This window comes from Lentibacillus juripiscarius (genome assembly GCF_042685205.1).
GTDB lineage: Bacteria > Bacillota > Bacilli > Bacillales > Amphibacillaceae > Lentibacillus > Lentibacillus juripiscarius.
On record NZ_JBHUNA010000001.1, the window covers coordinates 100,615 to 120,893 of the forward strand.

Sequence of the window (20,279 nt, forward strand, 5' to 3'; positions counted from 1 at the left end):
CAGGCGCACCTATAACCGGAAAAGGGATTCAGCCTCAGTTTGTAAGGCCTGGAACTTTTCCTGGTTCGTTGTCTGCCTTTCAAGTTCTGCCAGAAGCCGCTTAACATAGGCATCCTTGTCCTGATAATTCGCATCAATCGACAGCTCTGTCAATTCCACTTTCTTTGTTTCCACGCCGGCATCTTCGAATAAGGAAAGTGCATATGGATGATTTTTATAATCCGTGGCGTAATATACCGCCTTCATCCCACTTTGAATAATCTGCTTGCAGCACTGCAGGCATGGAAAATGTGTTACATACATTTCTGCACCGTCCGTTGGCACGCCGAATTTGGCACATTGCAGCAGCGCATTCGCCTCCGCATGGATGGTGCGGACACAATGGCCATCCATGATATAGCAGCCTTCATCAATACAATGAACGCCCCCGGAGACACTACCATTGTACCCACCTGCAATGATGCGCTTATCCCTGACGATAGTAGCCCCGACCATTAGCCTGGTACAGGTGCTGCGCATGGCCAGCAAATGACTTTGTGCCATAAAATATTGATCCCACGGAATTCGCTTCATATATCATTACCCACCTTTACTTCATTAGTTCAGTTTACATCCGCTGTTTTTAATGCGTCAACTACGGTATCTGAATATCTTCCTTCATTGCTTCGAGTGTTTTCTCACCGATACCGGAAATGTCGAGCAGGTCTTCTGCGGTTTTAAACAATCCGTTCTCCTCACGGTATTGAATAATTGCCTGTGCTTTCGATGGCCCAATTCCATTTAATTCTTCTATCGCGGCCTGGTCTGCATAATTAATCCGCACTTTCTCCGTTCCTGACCCAGATGCTGCTGAAGATGGGTTTGTGTTTTCCGCATCATCCGGCACCATAATGACCATCTCATCCTGGACTTTTTGAGCCAGATTAACGGTTGTCTGGTCAGCATTTTTCGTAAATCCGCCGGCCATTTGAATCACATCATGGACACGGGCATCCGTTTTGGCTTCGTAAACACCCGGCTCGGTAACTTCCCCTTTCACATCGACCATCACTTTAGTGGGCGCATCAATTGTACCAGTGTCACCGGGGGCCTCTGTCTCCTTCGCCGAATCAGCAGCATCAGGATCCTTTTCAACAGCAGCATGGTTGGAATCATTGTTATTCCAGAATATAAAGATGCCAGCAATCACAACAAGAATAATAGGGAATCCATATTTTTTCAGAGGATGAAGCAAGAGGCGTCACTTCCTTTGGAGAATTTTAGCGTACTGGAGAATGAGGGGGACTTTTTCATTCATATAACCTATTCGACATTCCTCCGCAAAATCCTTTTTATTTATTGGTTTTTTTCTAAACTGTTGATTTTTGCGTCACTCTAAAGAATGAAACCCTACTTAACAATTCCTATAAATTGCGACATAACTCTAGCATGACCTCCTCTCATCCTATATAATATGAGCGCTAGTCCAACGCTGCGGAAAAATACTCGCTTTCACCACTCCGGGTACAAGCGCGACATCTACTTAAGCTTCCTTTGGGCGCATTCGCAGTGTCTTCTTTGCCATGGGGAACGCCTCAGCCGGCTGAAGCCGTGCCCGCGGAAAGCAAAGTATTCTGCCGGAGCGAATTCAAGCACTCATCAATCATTAGAACGAAAGAAAGTGTCACGAAAAGAATTTTCAGTGTGTCACAGTTTATATTAACTGCAATGGCTAAACAACAAGGTTGCGAAAAGGTCCATCATTTAAAAAACGGCCAGAGAAATTTATTCCTCCGGCCGTTTTACAGCAGTGATAAATAGTCGTTCAGCATTTTCTCCGATAGCATTGTTTTCTACAGAAAAATCACTTGCTACGTGCTGGATCGCAAACCCCGTTTCATTCAGCAGCTGTTTATAAAAACCGATTGGATATGTCCGCTGGTGATGATACTCGTCAAACCGGGTATAGCGACCACTGATATTGTCCCGGGCAAAGAACGTCAGGTCATGGTGCATGTCACCTTCCTGGTCACCTTCTGCACAAAACCATATGTAAGCGACCTCATCATCGACATCGGCAAACGTCTGGTTCATATAGTGCTCATGCACGTGCTGCAAGGAATGCACGTCAAAAATGAACAGGCCCCCCGGTTTTAGTGAAGCTGCAACACACTGAAAAACAATCCGAAGCTCATCCTCTTCTATTATGTAATTCATAACATCACAATAACTGACAGCCGCATCGTATCCATGCAACCCTTCAAGCATCTGCAAATCCTGCTGAATGAATTGCACCGGAAGCTTTTCCGTTTCCGCCCGTTCTTGCGCGACTGCCAGCATATCACTGGAATAATCAACCCCAGTCATTTTATAGCCCGCCCTGGCAAGGCGTGTGGTGATCTGACCGGTCCCACAGCCTAAATCAATTATAGACGAAACCGGTTTTCCAGCTTGTGCAATCATGGCTTCGGTAAATGATTTCCATTCATCATATGGGGCCTCTGCCATCAGCACATCATAATAATAAGCCATCTGCTCATAACTCATGATCATTTCCCGCTGACTCTATAGGAAGATTAATTCGTTCCGCATCGCCCCATAACCGTTCCAGATTATAATACAATCGTTCATCCTTATGGAATACATGACAAACAACATCATCCAGGTCAACCAGAATCCACCGAGCCTGTTCAAACCCTTCCATCCGTTTAATGGTCATGTCCATTTCTTCCATGGTTTCTTTAATGGCTCTTGCAATTGCCTGAACCTGTCGTTCATTATTGCCATGACAAATAAGAAAATAATCCGCTACGAGTGATACTTCCTGCATGTCTAAAGCTGCAATATCTTTCGCCTGCTTATCATCACATGCGTGTGCAATCTGTTCAATAATTTTTTTACTATTCATGAATTGTCATTACCTCCAGCATTAAGACGTTTCGTTAAATCATTGTACGCATAAAACGTATCAGGATAAACAGTAGCGTGTTTGTCAACAAGAAACTGTATCGTATTTCTGAGCGCCATCCAAGCTGCACGGTGTAAATTTGTTTCCGCTGTTTCTCTCACTTCATCGACACCCGGAAATGATCTTCCCGGCTCAATATAGTCAGCAACAAAAATAATCATTTCCATCTTGCTCATACTGGCTCTTCCTGTTGTATGATAATGAATCGCATTTTGAATGTCTGTATCCATTACCCCGTGCCGCCGTTTCACCAGAACGGATGCTGCAGGCCCGTGCCATAATTCGTGGTGGTAGTCCAGCAAATCGTCGGACAAGTCGCTTTCGCTAATAATCTGCTGCATATCTTCAAGCGGAAAATACTTAGCATAATCATGCAGAATGGCTGCCAATTCCACTTTTTCCAAAGAACCGCCATATTTTTCTGCCAATCGGACAGCAGTATCGGCAACTCGCAATGTGTGTTCGAATCGTTCCTGCTTGAGATGCGGCTTTACAATTTGGATAGCTTCATCTTTCTTCATACAAATGGTTCTCCTTTATATAAGTCTCAACACCCGCCGGAACCAAATACTTAATGGATCTTCCACTGGCAAGCCGGTTTTTTATATCTGTTGACGAAATGTCAATGAGCGGGATATCCACTTCTATAATTGGATACGTGGTTTCCAGCTCAAAACCGTTTCGTTTCACTCCTACAAACCGCACCATATCCATAAGCTCGTCAATATGTTTCCAGTGCGGCAAATACTCCACCATATCGGCACCTATTACAAAGTAAAAACGAACTTCCGGGTGTTTGTCTGTCAGCAATTTTATTGTATCATACGTATAGGACTTACCTGAGCGATCCAATTCAATCGTCTCCACGCTAAAAGAAGGATTAGCGTTGATGGCGCTGCTGACCATATTGACACGATCATCGGCGTCAGCTGCTGCTGTATGTTTGTGCGGCGGTTCCTGTGATGGCATGAGCCATACTTCGTCAAGCTCTAGTTCCGCACGGACTTCCTCAGCGACAATCAAATGGCCTATATGCGGCGGATCGAATGTACCGCCCAATATTCCAACATGTTTCATGACTGACTCCTTTACGGAAGCTGAATTTGTTTGTTTTCCATTGATTCTTTATAAAGTACAATATTATTTCCAATTATCTGGACAACCTCAGCGCCAGTACCGGCCTCAAGTTTCTCAGCAACTGTATGCTTATCTTCCAGACAATTCTGCAGAATACTCACTTTCAAAAGTTCCCGTTTCTCGAGTGCGTCACCAATTTGATGGATCATATTGTCATTCACACCTGTTTTACCTACTTGAAAAATTGGTTTTTCATGATGTGCCATCGAACGCAGTTGGCGTTTTTGTTTTCCTGTCAGCATATTATCTTCCTTCCAGTACGTTTTTTAGCTGCTGTTCCATATCGCAAATTGGAACCTTTTCCGATGTCCATAGTTGAAAAGCATATTGTGCTTGGTATAACAGCATGGTGTGACCATAGTGAATCGATGCCCCTCTCCGGCGTGCCTCCTGTAACAGACTGGTGGTGAGTGGCTGATAAATAATGTCACTGACAATACTGTCCGCATCCAAGTGCTCCAGTGAAATGATTTGTTCCTCGGCATTTGGTTTCATGCCAACGGCGGTTGTCTGGACAATCAGACTGTAATGTCCAAGCGATTCTCCGGCCTCGTGCAACCCTAAAACCGCAGTTTGGACACCACCATTACCTGATTGAGCAATTGCCTCAGCACTGGATGGTGTCCGGTTGGCTATATCAATACGCGAAAACCCTTCAGCGGCCAATGCCTGATAAATTCCCCGTGCAGCCCCGCCTGCCCCCAGTATTAAAATCCTGTTTGAGGTATCCCTGAAAACAGATGGGTATTTCTCTTTCAGACCACGTACATAGCCAGTCCCATCAGTGTTATACCCTATCCATTTTCCATTGTTGCTGACAACCGTGTTAACAGCACCTGTCATTTCCGCCTTCCAATCAAGCTCATCCAGATAGGGAATGATCTGCTGTTTATACGGAACTGTCACGTTAAGCCCGTTAATCTCACTTGTTTTCAGATGCTCCAATTTCTTTTCAAATGAATCTTCTGGACTGATTTCGAACAATGAATATTGTCCGTCTGTCCCCGCTTTTTCGAGAAAGCGGTTATGAATCCACGGTGACAGGGAGTGCTGAATGGGATAACCGATGAGACCAAGTTTTAGGCGCATATGGGAACCTCCTACGTAAATGAATTTCTGACGGATACACGGACGCCTTTCGGACTATGCGCGGACACGGTCAAATTGCTGCCGGGCACCGTAACCCAACCTAGTCCGGGAAATACAATATCATTTTTTTCGCTATCCAGCCGGAATGAATGGTCATCCATTTCCGGCAGAATCCTAAGTGTATCCTCATCAGGCGGTGATAAAAGCTCCCCCTGATGCTCTCTGAACAGATCGTCCGCTTTTTGCAGCTTCGTCCGATGTATCGCCAGTTCATTTGCGAAATAGCAAATAAACGATTGACGTTCCCCCTTCAGGAAGTCGAGCCGTGCTAATCCGCCAATAAAAAGAGTCTGCTGGCTGTTCAGCTGATAAACCCTCGGCTTAATTTCTTTTTTTGGTGTAATCACTTTCAAATCGTTTTCGGAAACATAGTGCGCCATTTGCTTTTTATTGACAATGCCCGGTGTATCAATAAAAGCTGACGCATCATCAAGCGGAATTTCAATAAAACCAAGTGTTGTACCAGGGAAATAGGAGGTGGTAATCACATTCTCCGTACCAGTTGTCTGCTCAATCAGTTTATTGATAAACGTCGATTTCCCTACATTTGTCGTCCCTACGATGTATACGTCTTGCTGATTTCTCCAGCGATCAATGGCTTCCGTTAAATCGGACAGCCCATGCCCTTTTACGGAGGAAATCAAATAAACGTCTTTAACGGTAATTCCTGCTTTTTTCGCTTCCGACCGGAGCCATTGGGTAAGCTTTCTCCGGTTCGTCGATTTCGGAAGCAGATCCATTTTATTCCCAACGAGAATCACCGGCTTGTCGCCAATGATCCGCGGCAAGCTCTTAATAATAGTCCCTTCCGCATCAAAAATATCAATTAGATGAACAACCAATCCTTCTTTGTCCCTAATTTGACTCACCATTTCCAAAAAGTCATCATCAGACATAGACACGTCCTGTATATCATTGTAATGCTTCAGACGGAAACAGCGCTGACATAAGACAGTATCCCTGTCAAGCGCGCTTTCCGGTGTATAGCCAGCCTGATCCGCCTCCGTTGTCTGGATAGGAATTCCACAGCCCTGACAATTGATTTTTTCCATATTTACTCCTCCCAGCTTATCTTACCCTTCCTGCGCATAAAACTTAAAATTCGCCGTTCAATTTTCCGGTTTATCCGGGTGACTTTTCCATCCGTCTGTACAATTGGCACTACCAGAATTGTATAAAACCCTGCCATATTGCCGCCAAGAATGTCTGTTAGAATCTGGTCACCAACAACGACAATTTCTTCTTTCTTTAATTTCATCTCCTTTGCAGCACGTTTGAATGCGTGGCTCAGTGGCTTTCTTGCACTGAAAACAAATGGCGTATCAAGCGGTTCGGAAAAAAGCTTCACCCGTTCCATTTTATTATTGGAGATAATCGTTACTTTTATATTATGTTCATTCATTATCCTGAACCATTCCATTATTTCAGGTGTCGCATCCTTTACATCCCATGCGACAAGCGTGTTATCCAAATCGGTAATGATCCCTTTTATCCCCTTTTGCTGCAAGTCGGCCGGATGAATATCAAAAACACTTTTTACATGCTGATTCGGCAAAAACAATTTAAACAACCCGTCACACCTCTTACTGCTACTATTTCGATTGTATTATTCCCTTTTGCAATACGTTCAACCATACGTTAATTTTAATAGAATATACAGCATTTGCCTATTATAACGTAAACCAGTACCAACTTTCCACATTGAAAACAAACATATTGGAGCAAATCCATACTGTTTTTTTCTGCTCTATGAATAGTATGCCAGAAACCGTTCGACAATTTCAGGCATAATTCGATATGTGGATAACTCAGTGCACATAGTCCACAGCGAAATATCAACATTTTTCGCTCGTTTTATTATCCTGTGCACAGGTTATCTACAAACGAATGTGGATAACAGAATGCTTGTTCCGGCTACTATTTCATGGTAAATTATTAAATATCATCAAGTTATGCAGCAAGCGTTGAAAAAGTTAGGAGGGCTATATTCATGGAATATTTGTCAGATGAGCTGCTGCTGGAATCCTATTATAAAGCAAATGAATTAAACTTAAGCCCCGACTTTATATACCTTATTGAAAAAGAAATCAGCAGAAGGAGTTTAACGCACAAAATCAAATCACATAGCTGACCAATATCGCCATCACCCCCCTTGTCATCAAATTGACAAGGTTTTTTTATTTTCTGTAACACGGGATTGTGATAAGCTGACCATGATAATATCAAAACCCTGGCACAAACTACTTAAAAAAATAGAAATATTGCCTTTCATACTTAGAGGAGGACTTTAACCAGATGCTTTACATAGTACTTATTCCACTTCTGCTTGCCTGTATCATCCCTTTCATCAGCAAAATGAAACATAAACTGCATACAGGAATTCCTGTACTTCTGATTCCGGCAGCAGTTTTTCTCTACTTTATCCGTTTTATCGGAACAGGTTTTGAACCTGTCCGGCAATCATATGACTGGATTCCGTCACTCGGCATTAATTTTGATTTCTACCTGGACGGCCTGAGTCTCTTATTTGTATTGCTGATTAGCGGAATCGGTACTCTGGTAGTTCTGTATTCCATTTATTATCTTGACAGAAATGAACGTTTGGGACATTTTTACGTTTACTTACTGATGTTTATGTCAGCTATGCTTGGCGTCGTGCTTTCCGATAACATTTTTGTGCTATATACGTTTTGGGAATTGACATCCATTTCTTCCTTTTTGCTGATTGGCTATTGGCATTTTAAGGAAAAGTCCAGATACGGTGCACTAAAATCCATGCTTATCACCATTTTTGGCGGTTTAAGCATGTTCGGCGGATTTATTCTGTTATCCGTTATGACAGGGACATCGAGTATCCAGATCATGATCAGTAATTCTGAAGTCATCATGAACAGTCCATACATGCCGCTTGCCCTCGGATTTATTTTATTGGGGGCATTCACCAAATCGGCCCAATTTCCGTTCCATATCTGGCTGCCTGATGCAATGGAAGCACCGACACCTGTCAGTGCTTACTTGCACTCAGCAACCATGGTAAAGGCTGGACTGTTTCTGGTGGCGCGATTCTCACCGATTTTCGCTGATTATGAATGGTTCTTTATCATTGTAAGCATCGCCGGCATCATCACATTATGCTGGGGATCCTACATGGCCGTTCACCAGACAGACCTGAAAGCTATTTTAGCCTTTTCAACAATCAGTCAATTGGGCATGATTATGGCGATGCTGGGTTTTGGCACAGAGGTCGCGATTTTTGCAGCTGTTTTCCATATTCTTTGCCACGCTACATTCAAAGGAAGTCTGTTTATGGTTGCCGGTATTGTCGACCATGAAACAGGTACACGTGATATACGGAAGCTGGGCGGACTGATGACATTCATGCCAATGACTGCGGCACTGGCGTTTTTTGGCACCTTTTCCATGGCAGGCATTCCGCTGCCATTTCTGAATGGGTTTTACAGTAAAGAACTGTTTTTCGAATCAACACTAGAGTTGCCGGCAGACGCTAGTGCTGTGGCGAATTTTCTCGTGGAGGCCATTCCATACTTAGCAGTGTTTGGCAGTATTTTCACCTTTGTCTATTCGCTCTACTTCCTTTTCGGTACGTTTGCAGGTAAAAAACAAACCGGCCAACTGCCCAAACAACCGCATGAAGCACCGTTTGGCATGCTTATCGCACCACTTATCCTGGTACTTGGCGTTATTCTGATTGGCCTGTTTCCGAACGCATTTAATGGCACGTTCATTGCACATGCCGCGGAAGCAGTAGCAGGAACAACCATTGTAAAAGAAATTACGTTCTGGCATGGTTTTGAGTCAACTGCCTTTCAAATGTCGCTGGCGGTTGTAGCGATTGGTGCTGTCCTTGTTTCCACAAGAAGGAAGTGGAGCAAGGTTTATAGCTTCGTTCCCGGCCAGAGGAGTGTCAATAACATTTACGACAGTATTATTGCTAAATTGGACAGCTGGTCAGGGAATATTACCAGATTCTATATGACAGGGTCCTTAAGGCTTTATATTGCCATCATTCTAAGCACCATCCTTTTGGTAACACTTGGATTTATGCTGGCAACTGACGGCTTCACGATTGATTTCAGCAACCTTGCGTCCGTGACCGCTACAGAGGTAGCCGTCGTTCTCGTCATTGTTGCTGCGGCAATCGGAACCATTTTTGCAAAACAGAACCTTGGTGCTATATTGATTGCCGGTGTGGTGGGCTATGGCGTCTCTCTCTTGTTCGTCATTTACCGGGCACCTGATTTGGCACTGACCCAACTTGTGGTTGAGACCGTCTCAGTGGCACTGTTTTTACTCTGTTTTTATCACTTGCCGAATTTGGACAACAATAAAGAACCAGCAAGCACTCGGTTGACAAATGGCATTGTTTCCATTGGATTTGGCGCACTAATGACGCTGATTGGCATTTCCGCCCATAGCAGTGACTGGTTTGGCACCATTTCCGACTATTTTCTGGAAACATCGCATTCGCTTGGCGGCGGGGACAATGTTGTCAACGTTATTCTCGTTGATATGCGTGGGCTTGACACACTATTTGAAATAACAGTTCTCGGCATTGCAGCGCTTGCCATCTATAGCCTCATTAAGTTGAAATCAAATAAGGGGGCAAAGTAAATGGAGTTTATCATTTTAATTCTGGCAGGAATTCTATTTGCCACTGCCATTTATAATCTGCTGCAAAAACAGCTGCTGCGGATAATTATCGGGACTGTCCTGCTGTCCCATGGTGCACACTTATTCATCCTGACCATGGGGAAGCTGAAACAGGGTAATCCACCTATCCTGACAGAAGGGATATCTGAATATACGGATCCATTGCCACAGGCGCTCATCCTGACATCAATTGTCATCAGCTTTGGGATTACAAGCTTGCTTCTGGTACTGGCATACCGGACAGCAACCGAAAATGATACTGATAATATGGAACAATTAAGGGGTAACGATAATGAGTAATCTTGCAGTTTTGCCTATCATCACACCATTAATTGCGGGTATCATCCTTGCATTCTTTCCGAAGAAACTGCAATGGGTTCGCCCGTTATCCAAACTATTCATTCTTATTAATCTGGTTATTGCCGGACTCCTGCTCTGGGTGGTCTTTACAGATGGCACCGTCATTCTCGAAACAGGTGACTGGAAAGCGCCATATGGGATCGTCCTAGTTGCTGATAAACTGGCGGCACTCCTTGTATTTACAACGAATATTGTCGCAACCGCCTGCGCGTTCTATGCACCGAGCTCTCTTACAGACAGGAAAGAACGATTCTACTTTTATTCGTTCTTTTTCTTCTTAATATCAGGTGTGTCCGGTGCTTTTCTGACCGGTGACCTATTCAATATGTTTGTTTTCTTTGAAGTGCTGCTGATGGCTTCCTATGGACTGATTGTTCTTGGCGGGGATAAAGTGCAGCTGCGCGAATCCATCAAATATGTATTCATTAACTTATTCTCGTCTATGCTGTTTGTAACCGCCGTTGCCTTTATATATGGCGCGGTTGGAACAGTTAATATGGCCCAGATCGCCCAGCGCGTACAGGAGGTCGATCAGCAGGGAATCCTGACAACCGTCGGCATCCTTCTGTTTTTTGTTTTTGCGGTCAAAGCAGCTTTGTTCCCATTATACTACTGGATGCCGAATTCATATGCTGCTCCAAACCCGGTTATTTCGGCACTGTTCGGAGCTTTGCTGACGAAGGTTGGAATCTATTCGATTATCCGTGTCTTTTCCTTGATTTTCGTACATAAAACCGGACTGACACACGACATTTTCATCTGGATTGCAGGTTTATCGATGATTTTTGGCATCATTGGTGCACTATCAACCAGTAATATCAAGTTGATCATTGCCTACAATATTATTCCGGCTATCGGCTTTATTCTGATGGGGATTGGCGTATTCAATCAGTTTGCGCTAAGCGGTTCTATCTACTATCTGATCCATGATATGCTTATTAAAGCAAGTCTGTTTTTGCTTGCCGGAACTGTTGTTTATGCTGCGGGCACGTCCGATTTGCGCAAATTCAGTGGGTTGATCCATTATTACCCATTTCTCGGCTGGCTTTTGTTCTTGTCAGCATTTGTCTTAGCTGGAATCCCGCCGTTCAGCGGCTTTATTGGTAAGTTACTGCTACTGAAAGGTGCTTTGGCCAGCAGGGAAGTGGCAATTGTAATTATTGGGCTGCTTACAAGTCTATTAATCCTTTATTCCATTATGAAAATTTTCATTAATGGATTTTGGGGAGAAAAGGACGAATCAGTCAAACGCATATCATTAAAAGGACGGATTGCCCCCATTGTCATGCTGCTGGCATTGTCGGTATTTATCGGAGTCGGGGCAGAGTTTATCTATCCGTTTATTGAATCAGTATCCGCTGATTTGCTTCAGCCGGAAATCTATATTGATGCTGTATTGAAGGAGTAATGTATATGGCCTTTCAGATTGTTATCAACCTAATCATTGCGGTAATGTGGATGTTCTTAAGTGAAAGCTATACACCAGCCAGTTTCATTGCCGGCTATGCTTTGGGGATCCTGTTATTGCTCCTGTTGAATCGCTTTATACCGGATACATTTTATTTACGGCGTGTATGGAGAATAACGAAATTAATTGGTTTGTTCATCAAGGAGCTGATTTCATCAAACATTGACATCGTCAAACTGGTGTACAAACGTGACCCTGAATTTGAACCGGGCATATTTGCCATGCCGACTGATTTGAAAAACGACTGGGAAATCACCCTGCTTGCAAACCTGATTTCTCTCACGCCTGGCACATTGTCAGTCGCCGTTTCAGACGACAATGCCTATCTTTACATCCATGCAATGGATATCGATGATATTGACGACTCCATCCATGACATTAAAAATACGTTTGAAAAAGCCATTTCAGAGGTGACACAATGAGCAGTCTTCTTTCTGCAACTGAAACCATATTGTATATCGCAACAATTGCTGGTCTTGTGGGGATTTCCATCTCCCTGCTCCTGCTTTTGTACCGAATCATCAACGGACCCACCAATGCTGACCGTGCAGTGGCACTCGATTCCATTGGCATGAATTTAATGGGACTTGCCGCATTGATGGCAATACTAGTTGTTACAACGAAATTCAATGACGTTATTTTGCTCATTGGGATTCTCCTGTTCATTGGAACGATAGCAGTAGCCAAATATCTGGAAAGGGGTGTCATTATTGATCGAAACGTGGATTGAGATAACACTGAACATCGTCATAGCCTTTTTTTTACTGTCAGGAACATTTTTCATCCTGTCAAGTTCCATTGGCATTGTCCGATTCCCTGACGTTTATACACGACTCCATGCAGCCACAAAAGCTTCCACTCTCGGTATTGCCGGCTTATTGATTGGTGCCTTTTTATTCATGTACGCTGAACACGGCATTGCCAGTGGTAAGCTATTACTGGCTATTCTCTTCACCCTGCTGACTGCCCCTGTGTCCGGACATATGATTTCTCGTGCTGCTCATCGCAACGGAGTAAAACCCGTTCTGAAAAACAGGACAGACGAATACGAACGAACGATTCAGCAACATATGGAAAAACAAAAGTGACCTGATCTGAGGGTCACTTTTTTTATAGAATGACGACTGTTTTCGGTTAGTTGTCGCCGTTTCCCCCACTTCTGATCATGATTTTGCTTACGATTTTTCTGGGACAGACACAAAAGCGCATTTTCTTCATATACATGTGTATATAGGCAATAGCCCAGCAGGTATTTGAAGGAGGTGCATCCGTTTGTCAGGTGTTTTGAGTTTTCTGGCCTTACTTATCAAGGAAGCACTATTTTTTGTTTCCTATGTGAAAAACCATGCATTCCCCCAGCCGCTTCCACCTGAAGAAGAAAAGAAATACATCAAACAGATGCAGGAAGGTGATGGAGAAGCCAGGAATAAACTGATTGAACACAATTTGCGACTGGTGGCGCATATTGTAAAAAAATTCGAAAACACCGGAGAAGATATGGAAGATCTTATTTCCATTGGAACCATTGGTCTGATAAAAGGGATAGAAAGCTACTCCCCCGATAAAGGAACCAAACTTGCAACGTATGCTGCCCGGTGTATCGAAAATGAAATTCTGATGCACTTACGATCTCTGAAAAAGGTAAAGAAAGACGTTTCGCTTCAGGACCCGATTGGTCAGGATAAAGAGGGAAATGAAATCAGCCTGATGGATATCCTTGAGGCAGAAAACCAAAATATTATCGAGTACATCCAGCTTAATATGGAAATTGAAAAAATGAATGAATACTTAGCTGTGCTGGACAGCAGGGAAAAAGAAGTTGTCCTGTATCGTTATGGGCTGAATGATTATAAAGAAATGACACAGCGGGAAATTGCAAAAATGCTGGATATTTCCAGAAGTTATGTATCGCGGATTGAAAAAAGGGCATTAATGAAGGTATTTCATGAATACTACCGAAAAGAAAGAGGCAGGGAATAGTGCGCGCATAACCATTATGCGCGCTCTTTTTCCTTTATTTTCTGTTTCAAATAATGAGAGTAAAGCATAAACAGGGCGGCAGCAGCAGTGACAACAAATGACAGCACGGCCAGTCCTCTGCCATCGGGGGAATAATGGATATACGTGTTAATGACCGTCCCCATATATAAATAAGACGCCAAAATTAAAAGTGTTACCGTAAATCGGCGAAAATCCTGCAGTTTCATCTCCAGTTTCTCCTTATGATGTTTCATATCTACCTTCCCCTTTCTACCAAGCATCATAACATATGAAACCGGACTGGGTGGAAGGTAAATCATGGATAAGCTAAATGGATTCAACTATGTTCATAATTAAAGCAGCTGCATTTCCGGCTGCAGTTTCCAGAAATGAATCAAACGAGACGGATGAATCTTTGCCTGCAATATCCGATAATGCTCTAATAATCACAAATGGCGTCTGATACTGATAACTTACTTGAGCAATCGATGCCGCTTCCATTTCCGCAGCAATCATGGACGGGAATTGTTCACGTACAAACGCAACCCTTTCAGCATCTTCCATGAAGGAATCACCTGTTGCAATGATTCCTTCCTTCCAGTTTAATTCAAGCTCTTGCATTGCCTGTCGCGCTTTTTCAATCAACCCGGTATCCGCTTCATACTTCGCCGGCATTCCGGGGACTTGTCCATACACGTAATCAAATGCTGTAGCATCAACATCATGATGAACAACATCGGTGGAAATAACCACATCCCCAACATCCAAATCCTCACTGAATCCACCCGCTGATCCAGTGTTAATGACACATGTGGGATGAAACCGTTCATGCATGATTGTTGCTGCCATTGCTGCGTTCACTTTGCCAATCCCTGATTTCAATAATACAGCATCCCGTTCAAAAAGTTTGCCGTGAATAAATAGACAGCCGGCAACCGTTTCTTCAGCAGTATCCGTCATCTTTTCCTTTAGTGTGGCTATTTCTTCATCCATTGCTCCAATAATTCCTATTGTCATGTTCTTCCTCCTCTGGTGCATCTATTATTCAAAGCGCCATTTCTGATCGTTTTCTTTTAGCCGTTCTACTTTTGTCGGTTTCCATCCCTTATTACTGACCCAGGACAAATAAACTCGGTACACCTCTGATTCATCCTGACTGGACACAGTGGCAAGCACCTCCTGTTCACCATTCCTGGAAATATACCACATGACAAAAGCATTCACATTTAAATCTGTAGCTGCCACAACCGCTTGACGCATTTCCTTTCTGTCCTGTGAACCTTCGTCATAGTTGATGGTATGGGGCTCGGTCTGTTCAGTACCAACTGGTTCCCAATTACCGGTATAAGCCTCGATAACGTTATCGTCAGAGGACTCCACTTTCCTGGTGGTGACATCATCTTCGGAATCAGCATTTGCTGCAGTGTCTTCTTCGTTCTCTGGAGTGGCGTCCTCCCTATTGTCTTCATTATTCGTCGGCTTGTCCACGCCGCTGCTTTCCGAATCGGTATGATCATCGGATGCCTGCGTATGATCCGCATTATCATTATTTTGTTCCGTTTCATCTTCTGACGATGCAGTCTGACCACCATCTTCAGGGTCCGCTTTGTCCGCCTTATCGTCACCGCCAAAAATAAGGAGAAGCACCAGTGCAATTAACAGCACACTCCCGAGCACAATGAAAATGGATAACGATTTCGTATTCTTTCTTCTCTTGTCATATTTATTGACTCTTGATAAATGATCGTAATCAGACACTGTTGAAACCCTCCTATCTTATCTTCTATTATAGTATCATATTTTTTCAGCAATGTTATATGCCATTAGAAGCAGATTTGCGGAATATAATTTTTTCTTATACGCTGCGGGGAGTGCTTCACCGAAAAAACTTGCAACACGACGAGAACCAAGTATTCTGCCGTAGTGAATTCAAGCACTCATCTATCATTAGAACTGGAGAAAGTGTCACGAAAGAGAATTTTCAGTGTGTCGCAGTTTATATCAATTGCTAAGTAAGGGTTTCATTCTCTAAATAGCAACATCTTTTAGAAAACCGTCTTTTTATAAAGTCACCCATCATGACATTACAAAAAAAGAGAAGCCGGTCAGCCTCTCTTGATCCTGCTATATACTTACGGCCCTGGGTGGCATCCATACGCTATTCGACATTCTCAATGCGCACAAACAGGTCACCGCCGGGGGTTGTCACAGAAACTTCCGCTCCTATTTCCTGACCAAGCAGACTTTTGGCCATTGGAGAATCATTAGATATTTTTCCCTCAAACGGATCAGCTTCAGCGCTGCCGACAATGGTATATGATTCGGTATCGCCGTCAGGCAGTTCTTTAAATGTCACCGTCTTACCAAGCGAAACAAGATCCGGGTTCTGGTTATCATTTTCAATTATAACAGCATTACGGATCATCTGTTCTACTTGGGATATACGCGATTCTACAAAAGCCTGTTCATCTTTGGCAGCATCATATTCCGAGTTCTCAGAAAGGTCTCCGAAACTGCGGGCAACCTTGATTCGCTCCACCACTTCCTGTCTCCGTTCCGTTTTTAATTGGTGCAATTCCTCTTCTAGCTTTTCTTTCCCCTCTTGTGTCATATAAAAACTTTTCTCTGTAGCCATATTCCATACACTCCTTTTATCTTTCAGTAAATGACTTCCTTACCATAATCATGCTAGTTTTTTATCCTAAATTGTGCTCGAAACTACTATGGCAGATTCTGTTTCCATTTTCAATACTTTTCGTTCAATTTGGACAAGATCCGGAATTAAAGACAACAGCTCTTCCTGTTCAACTCGGATCGGATTTACGTTATGTTCGCCTGGTTCCGGGACAGAATTTTTTCCACCTTCGTTGCCATAATATCAATCGCAACATGGTTTTGGCCGCCTTCCGGTATAATAATGTCTGCATAGCGTTTGGTTGGTTCCACAAACTGGAGGTGCATCGGCCGGACTATCGTTTCATATTGATCAATAACCGAATCAAGCGTTCGTCCTCGCTCCTTGATATCCCGCATGAGCCTGCGGATGATGCGGATATCAGAATCTGTATCAACAAAGACTTTAATATCCATCAGATCAACGAGACGCGGATCTTCCAATATCAAAATCCCTTCAAGGATGATGACTTCTTTTGGTTCTACGGTGATAACCTCATTCGACCTGGTATGCATTTTATAGTCGTATACAGGTTTTTGAACCGGCTGATGATTTAAGAGATGATGAACGTGTTCCACCAGCAAATCATTGTCAAATGCCAAAGGGTGATCATAATTCGTATTTAATCGTTCTTCAAATGGCAAATGACTTTGGTCTTTATAATAATAATCCTGTTCAATAACAAGGATTGTTTTGTCCTGAAAGCGCTGGCAGATGGAGCGTGTTACCGTCGTCTTTCCGCTCCCGCTTCCGCCCGCCACGCCGATAACAACTGGTTTTTCAGGCATGAATAGGGACTCCTTTCACTTTATTTTATTACTGATCGCTATTCCATCCCCGATGGGTACAATCGTTGTTGTAAAATCCGGGTGTTTGATAAGCCAGTCGTTATACTCCCGTATCTTGCCGGCAATTTTCTCATATCTGGGGTGCTGTTTATCTGCACCCGCCACGAATCCTTTAAATAATACATTATCCGTCAGTACAAAGCCATCAGTTGACAATAACGGTACCGAAAGCTCAAAAAACTCTTTATATGTCCCCTTGGCGGCATCAATCAATACCATATCAAATGTGTTTCCTGTCATCTTGGGGAGTTCTTCCACCGCATCACCCAGGATGACGTCAATGGTACCCTGTTTCCCTATTTCCTGAATATTCTCCACTGCTTGGCTGTACCGCTGCTCATCCCGCTCGATGGTGATGATCGAGGTATCAGGGCTGGCCTGGGACATGCGCAATGCTGAGTACCCGATAGCACTGCCGATTTCCAGTATCCGCTTCGGTTTTGCCATTCTGATCATTTGCATTACAAAATTCATCCCAAGCGGATCCATAATTGGAACCCGGTCCTTTTTTGCTTCCTGCTCCAGATCCCTCACCCACTCTTCCTCTTGGCTAAGCGAATCCATCAGATAATTTTTCAGCGTCTCATCCATCCTATCAGCCTCATTCTTAAGTAAAATTTCCAGACCGATGAACCGGGTACACGAAACATCCCGGATTTGCCTGGTCGACAGCAGACCATCAGCTGTTCGTCATGTTCAGGCCAAATCAATCAATATATTTTGCTTTTAGCTGTTTGTGTTTCTCTACCGTTTCAGCATAATGAATATTACCTTTATCATCGTGCAGGAAGTATTTATAGTCTGTATCTTCCGGATTGATCGCTGCCTTCAATGAAGATTTGGCAAAGTTGGATATTGGTCCTACCGGAAGCGTGTCCACATGGTACGTATTATAAGGGGATTCCACTTCCAGGTCTTCCAAAAGGACTTTATCTTTATGCTTTCCAAGTGCATAGAGAACAGTCGGATCTGTCTGAAGCGGCATGCCTTCTTCCAACCGGTTATAAAATACCCCGGCGATTTTCTTTCGCTGTTTTTCTGAACTGGCTTCATTCTCCACGATTGAAGCCATCGTCAGCGCCTCATGGACACTCATATCCTGCGAAGCAATTTCGTCCAAAAGTGGTGTGACGACCTCGGCTGTTTTTTCAAGCATCTTCGTAACGACTTTTTCAACGCTTGGCTCCTTGCTGTAAAACTCATAGGTCGCCGCAAATAAATAACCTTCCAGTGGTGTCCTTATTTCCGGGTCCAAAATATCATTGGACAAGATGTCAGGATACGTATTTATAAGTGTTTCCATATATTGCGGATCATTTACTTTATTTAAAAATGCCTCCTTGCTGAAAGGCAGTTCAGCAGCATAAATGGCTGCCATCTCATCTATTGTCTTCCCCTCTGGAATCGTGACACTGTATAGCGGTTCTTCCAGCACTTTCCCGCTCTCCAAAGCTTCCGTCAATTCGTTTATTTCCATGGAAGGTGAAAGAGTATATTCGCCAGCTTGAAATTCGGACTCATTTTTGAACTTTATATAGAAACGAAAAATCGTACTATCCTTAATAAGTCCGTTTTCTTCAAGAATAGCTGCAATTTCGGATGTAGAGGAACCCATAGGAATCTCGACCGTTACTTCTTTGTCGCTATCGGGATCAACAGGCTGCAATGCCGATTTTATGTACAGAAATCCTGATATGCCGCCGATAATAAAAATGAGAACAAGTGAAATAATGATGACGGCAGCAATTCGCCGTACCATCCTGGCATCTTCCCTGCGTGCTGTCAGGTTATCCTTATAATCACCTGACGTTTTCTTTTTGGACATGCGGCTTCCCTCCTTCACCGGGTATATTATACTAAAAATGAGCATGATTCGCTACACAAAATGCGGATGCTCATGTTTTCGGGCCGCATGCAGCCAAAAACAATTGTAGAAACCGGTGTATTGGCATTCTTCCCGGGCAATCCCGGCTTATGAAAGGAAAAAGCTGATATCCCACCAGGATACCAGCCCATGAACCAAATCTGTTACTGGTCATCATCGTCCTCGTCAACCAGGGTGTTGAGCATTTCCTCCACCATTTCCCATTCTTCTTCTGATTCAATCGGGAATAAGGAAATATCATCATCGTCTTTTTCCTGTTCCTCATAGCGAAATGCATACACTTCGACTTCTTCGTTTTCCTGTTGATCAACTGGAACCACCGCAATGTATGAGTGTCCTGTCTTGTCGACATCAAATGTAAATAAGACTTCAAACAGATGCTCTTCGCCGTTCTCGTCCGGTATGATAATCCGTTCCTTTTCTTCCAGTGCCATTCCTACACTCCTTTTTGATTTTCCTGATCGAGATACCCCTGTAAAATCATCACAGCTGCCATTTTATCGATCACTTTTTTTCGTTTTTTTCTGCTCATGTCCGCCTCAAGCAGGACACGTTCCGCAGCAATCGTTGATAATCGTTCATCCCACAGGACTGAGGGAATACCGTGAACCTCTTCTACATGCCTCGCATAAGCCTCACATGCTTTTCCGCGTTCCCCGACTGTCCCATTCATGTTTTTTGGGAATCCAATAACAGCCTTCCCGATTTCGTGTTCGTCTATTATTTCTCGCAGTTCATTGTCTGCTGAGGAAATATCCTGCTCGTCCCATTTAATTGTTTTAATTCCCTGAGCTGTCCAGCCTAAGGCATCACTGACAGCCACTCCAATTGTTTTGGAGCCGACATCCAAACCAAGTGTTTTCATTTAATTCCCTTTCTGGTGCTCCTCGAGGTAAAATTTGACAAGTTCTTCAATGACCTCGTCCCGTTCCACTTTGCGCATCAGACTCCGTGCATCGTTATACCGCGGTATATATGCGGGGTCACCGGATAGTAAATAACCGACAATTTGATTATTCGGATTATAGCCTTTTTCCTTCAGTGCACCGTGAACGGTCAGCAAGATTTCTTTTATGTCCTGCTCATAGGGCTCCTCCGAAAAGTTAAACTTCATCGTTTTATCAATAGAACTCATCGTGACACCTCATTCCATGTTTTGC

28 protein-coding genes are annotated in these 20,279 nt (G+C 43.5%); 8 read left to right on the plus strand and 20 right to left on the minus strand.

The window, feature by feature from the left end:
* Positions 1-9: 9 nt before the first annotated feature.
* The 10 genes from ACFSUO_RS00570 to ACFSUO_RS00615 form a co-directional block, all read right to left on the minus strand.
* Entirely contained in the window at positions 10-573 is a 564-nt protein-coding gene (locus tag ACFSUO_RS00570; protein ID WP_382389993.1) for a ComE operon protein 2, read from the minus strand.
* A 61-nt stretch (positions 574-634) separates the two neighbouring features.
* Positions 635-1,234, minus strand: a complete 600-nt coding sequence (locus ACFSUO_RS00575) for a helix-hairpin-helix domain-containing protein (RefSeq protein ID WP_382389995.1) — start codon at positions 1,232-1,234, stop codon at positions 635-637.
* Between the two features lie 530 nt (positions 1,235-1,764).
* Positions 1,765-2,526 carry a class I SAM-dependent DNA methyltransferase gene (locus ACFSUO_RS00580; RefSeq protein ID WP_382389997.1) on the minus strand — a complete coding sequence of 254 codons (762 nt, stop codon included), beginning with the start codon at positions 2,524-2,526 and terminating at the stop codon, positions 1,765-1,767.
* Complete coding sequence (gene rsfS, locus ACFSUO_RS00585; RefSeq protein ID WP_382389999.1) at positions 2,516-2,887, minus strand: ribosome silencing factor; 372 nt, start codon at positions 2,885-2,887, stop codon at positions 2,516-2,518. Before rsfS ends, ACFSUO_RS00580 begins: the two co-directional genes overlap by 11 nt.
* A complete protein-coding gene (gene yqeK, locus ACFSUO_RS00590) occupies positions 2,884-3,468 on the minus strand; it encodes a bis(5'-nucleosyl)-tetraphosphatase (symmetrical) YqeK (protein WP_382390001.1) in 585 nt (194 codons plus the stop codon). The genes rsfS and yqeK overlap by 4 nt, the downstream gene beginning before the upstream one ends.
* Positions 3,455-4,024: a nicotinate-nucleotide adenylyltransferase gene (locus tag ACFSUO_RS00595; protein ID WP_382390003.1), complete on the minus strand. Its 570-nt coding sequence runs from the start codon at positions 4,022-4,024 to the stop codon at positions 3,455-3,457. The genes yqeK and ACFSUO_RS00595 overlap by 14 nt, the downstream gene beginning before the upstream one ends.
* An 11-nt stretch (positions 4,025-4,035) precedes the next feature.
* Positions 4,036-4,326 carry a ribosome assembly RNA-binding protein YhbY gene (gene yhbY, locus ACFSUO_RS00600; protein ID WP_382390005.1) on the minus strand — a complete coding sequence of 97 codons (291 nt, stop codon included), beginning with the start codon at positions 4,324-4,326 and terminating at the stop codon, positions 4,036-4,038.
* Between the two features lies 1 nt (position 4,327).
* The gene (gene aroE, locus ACFSUO_RS00605; protein ID WP_382390007.1) at positions 4,328-5,173 is read right to left on the minus strand and encodes a shikimate dehydrogenase; all 846 of its coding nucleotides are present in this window, start codon (positions 5,171-5,173) and stop codon (positions 4,328-4,330) included.
* Between the two features lie 11 nt (positions 5,174-5,184).
* Positions 5,185-6,285: a ribosome biogenesis GTPase YqeH gene (gene yqeH / locus ACFSUO_RS00610; protein ID WP_382390009.1), complete on the minus strand. Its 1,101-nt coding sequence runs from the start codon at positions 6,283-6,285 to the stop codon at positions 5,185-5,187.
* 2 nt (positions 6,286-6,287) lie between these two features.
* Positions 6,288-6,803: a YqeG family HAD IIIA-type phosphatase gene (locus ACFSUO_RS00615; protein ID WP_382390011.1), complete on the minus strand. Its 516-nt coding sequence runs from the start codon at positions 6,801-6,803 to the stop codon at positions 6,288-6,290.
* A gap of 420 nt (positions 6,804-7,223) precedes the next feature.
* On the opposite strand from ACFSUO_RS00615, the gene ACFSUO_RS00620 reads away from it, so the two are divergent.
* The 8 genes from ACFSUO_RS00620 to sigK all read left to right on the plus strand — a co-directional run bounded on the left by ACFSUO_RS00620 (position 7,224) and on the right by sigK (position 13,712).
* Complete coding sequence (locus ACFSUO_RS00620; protein WP_382390013.1) at positions 7,224-7,364, plus strand: sporulation histidine kinase inhibitor Sda; 141 nt, start codon at positions 7,224-7,226, stop codon at positions 7,362-7,364.
* 164 nt (positions 7,365-7,528) lie between these two features.
* A complete protein-coding gene (locus ACFSUO_RS00625) occupies positions 7,529-9,865 on the plus strand; it encodes a Na+/H+ antiporter subunit A (RefSeq protein ID WP_382390015.1) in 2,337 nt (778 codons plus the stop codon).
* Positions 9,866-10,204, plus strand: coding sequence for a Na(+)/H(+) antiporter subunit C (locus ACFSUO_RS00630; RefSeq protein WP_382390017.1), 339 nt, complete (start codon positions 9,866-9,868; stop codon positions 10,202-10,204).
* Positions 10,197-11,672 (plus strand): Na+/H+ antiporter subunit D, encoded by a 1,476-nt coding sequence (locus ACFSUO_RS00635; RefSeq protein WP_382390019.1) that lies wholly within the window; start codon positions 10,197-10,199, stop codon positions 11,670-11,672. The genes ACFSUO_RS00630 and ACFSUO_RS00635 overlap by 8 nt, the downstream gene beginning before the upstream one ends.
* A 5-nt stretch (positions 11,673-11,677) precedes the next feature.
* A complete protein-coding gene (locus tag ACFSUO_RS00640) occupies positions 11,678-12,154 on the plus strand; it encodes a Na+/H+ antiporter subunit E (protein ID WP_382390021.1) in 477 nt (158 codons plus the stop codon).
* A complete protein-coding gene (locus tag ACFSUO_RS00645; RefSeq protein WP_382390023.1) occupies positions 12,151-12,462 on the plus strand; it encodes a Na(+)/H(+) antiporter subunit F1 in 312 nt (103 codons plus the stop codon). Before ACFSUO_RS00640 ends, ACFSUO_RS00645 begins: the two co-directional genes overlap by 4 nt.
* A complete protein-coding gene (gene mnhG / locus ACFSUO_RS00650) occupies positions 12,443-12,820 on the plus strand; it encodes a monovalent cation/H(+) antiporter subunit G (RefSeq protein WP_382390025.1) in 378 nt (125 codons plus the stop codon). Before ACFSUO_RS00645 ends, mnhG begins: the two co-directional genes overlap by 20 nt.
* Positions 12,821-13,004: 184 nt before the next feature.
* Positions 13,005-13,712, plus strand: a complete 708-nt coding sequence (gene sigK, locus ACFSUO_RS00655; protein ID WP_382390027.1) for an RNA polymerase sporulation sigma factor SigK — start codon at positions 13,005-13,007, stop codon at positions 13,710-13,712.
* Positions 13,713-13,726: 14 nt separating this feature from the next.
* Here sigK and ACFSUO_RS00660 read toward each other — a convergent pair whose 3' ends face one another.
* The 10 genes from ACFSUO_RS00660 to ACFSUO_RS00705 form a co-directional block, all read right to left on the minus strand.
* Complete coding sequence (locus ACFSUO_RS00660; RefSeq protein ID WP_382390029.1) at positions 13,727-13,966, minus strand: YrhC family protein; 240 nt, start codon at positions 13,964-13,966, stop codon at positions 13,727-13,729.
* A 73-nt stretch (positions 13,967-14,039) separates the two neighbouring features.
* Positions 14,040-14,729 (minus strand): 5'-methylthioadenosine/S-adenosylhomocysteine nucleosidase, encoded by a 690-nt coding sequence (mtnN, locus tag ACFSUO_RS00665; protein WP_382390031.1) that lies wholly within the window; start codon positions 14,727-14,729, stop codon positions 14,040-14,042.
* A gap of 24 nt (positions 14,730-14,753) precedes the next feature.
* Positions 14,754-15,470 (minus strand): YrrS family protein, encoded by a 717-nt coding sequence (locus ACFSUO_RS00670; RefSeq protein ID WP_382390033.1) that lies wholly within the window; start codon positions 15,468-15,470, stop codon positions 14,754-14,756.
* Between the two features lie 400 nt (positions 15,471-15,870).
* On the minus strand, positions 15,871-16,347 hold the full coding sequence (gene greA, locus ACFSUO_RS00675) for a transcription elongation factor GreA (RefSeq protein ID WP_382390035.1): 477 nt from the start codon (positions 16,345-16,347) through the stop codon (positions 15,871-15,873).
* A 185-nt stretch (positions 16,348-16,532) separates the two neighbouring features.
* Positions 16,533-17,174 (minus strand): uridine kinase, encoded by a 642-nt coding sequence (udk, locus tag ACFSUO_RS00680; RefSeq protein ID WP_382390037.1) that lies wholly within the window; start codon positions 17,172-17,174, stop codon positions 16,533-16,535.
* Between the two features lie 15 nt (positions 17,175-17,189).
* The gene (locus tag ACFSUO_RS00685; protein ID WP_382390039.1) at positions 17,190-17,825 is read right to left on the minus strand and encodes an O-methyltransferase; all 636 of its coding nucleotides are present in this window, start codon (positions 17,823-17,825) and stop codon (positions 17,190-17,192) included.
* Between the two features lie 115 nt (positions 17,826-17,940).
* A complete protein-coding gene (gene mltG / locus ACFSUO_RS00690; protein WP_382390041.1) occupies positions 17,941-19,059 on the minus strand; it encodes an endolytic transglycosylase MltG in 1,119 nt (372 codons plus the stop codon).
* 203 nt (positions 19,060-19,262) lie between these two features.
* Positions 19,263-19,553, minus strand: a complete 291-nt coding sequence (locus ACFSUO_RS00695) for a DUF1292 domain-containing protein (RefSeq protein ID WP_382390043.1) — start codon at positions 19,551-19,553, stop codon at positions 19,263-19,265.
* A gap of 2 nt (positions 19,554-19,555) precedes the next feature.
* Positions 19,556-19,984: a Holliday junction resolvase RuvX gene (gene ruvX / locus ACFSUO_RS00700; RefSeq protein WP_382390045.1), complete on the minus strand. Its 429-nt coding sequence runs from the start codon at positions 19,982-19,984 to the stop codon at positions 19,556-19,558.
* Positions 19,985-20,254, minus strand: coding sequence for an IreB family regulatory phosphoprotein (locus ACFSUO_RS00705; protein WP_382390047.1), 270 nt, complete (start codon positions 20,252-20,254; stop codon positions 19,985-19,987).
* Positions 20,255-20,279 lie beyond the last annotated feature (25 nt).